Here is a 739-nt window from a genome sequence, read left to right as displayed (position 1 = left end):
AGCCCAGCGGTTTCACCAACAACCCACAGATCCCAATCGCCACTTCGATTGTGGACTACATCTTCCGCTGGCTGGGCGCCAAGTTCCTGCACGAGTCGCCGCCGCCTGCCGAGCCGCTGGAGGGCGACAGTGCGCTTGCAGAGGCGTCGCCGATTGAGGCGGGCGTGCAGGGGGGCGTGGATGCGACGATCTCTCCCCACGGGCAGGGCGCAGTGACCACGGACTGGTCGAAACTCATTAGGCTGCAGCAGGATGCGCCGCCCTGCCCCACCTGCGGGATGATGATGACCCGCGCAGGCGCGTGCTACCAGTGCCTCCACTGCGGCGCGTCGTTCGGGTGTGGATGACGCGCTTCGGAATCTGGGCGTCAGGGAATCACATTAAACGGACGCTTGTCGTACAAGCGGTACACATGGAAATCGGAATCGAGAGTGAACACCGTATCCAAATTGAGCGATTCTGCAGCCGCCACGATGGAGGCATCCGCCAAATCCATCGGGATGTCCGCGTACTTCTCCATCAGTGTTCGCATCCGTTGCAATTCTGCATCGGAGGGGCAGTGGATGGCTATCTTGCCGTGCGTCCAGAGCGTCCAGAGGTGATTCTGGAGCGCAAAGCCGCCAAGCTTCCCCAGAAAATACATCGCTTCCACGAGACTGGGCACAGTTATCAATAGGGGTTGTGCTGGGAGAAACTGAAGTGCCTCTGCACAGCGCGCATGCGCAGGGTCTTCGGCGTT

1 protein-coding gene and 1 pseudogene are annotated in these 739 nt (G+C 60.8%); one reads left to right on the top strand and one right to left on the bottom strand.

Features of this window, described 5'->3' with window-relative positions; all coding sequences use genetic code 11:
• A pseudogene (locus tag NW837_RS15310) lies at positions 1-347 on the top strand (hypothetical protein); the annotation flags it as partial.
• A gap of 20 nt (positions 348-367) precedes the next feature.
• Here NW837_RS15310 and NW837_RS15305 read toward each other — a convergent pair.
• Positions 368-739, bottom strand: a 372-nt coding sequence (locus NW837_RS15305; protein WP_414332506.1) for a type II toxin-antitoxin system VapC family toxin, incomplete at its 5' end; no start/stop codon positions are given.

The sequence above is a fragment of the Synechococcus sp. R6-10 genome (assembly GCF_047461815.1).
Taxonomy (GTDB): Bacteria; Cyanobacteriota; Cyanobacteriia; order Thermostichales; family Thermostichaceae; genus Thermostichus.
This window is presented reverse-complemented; position numbering and strand designations above follow the sequence as displayed.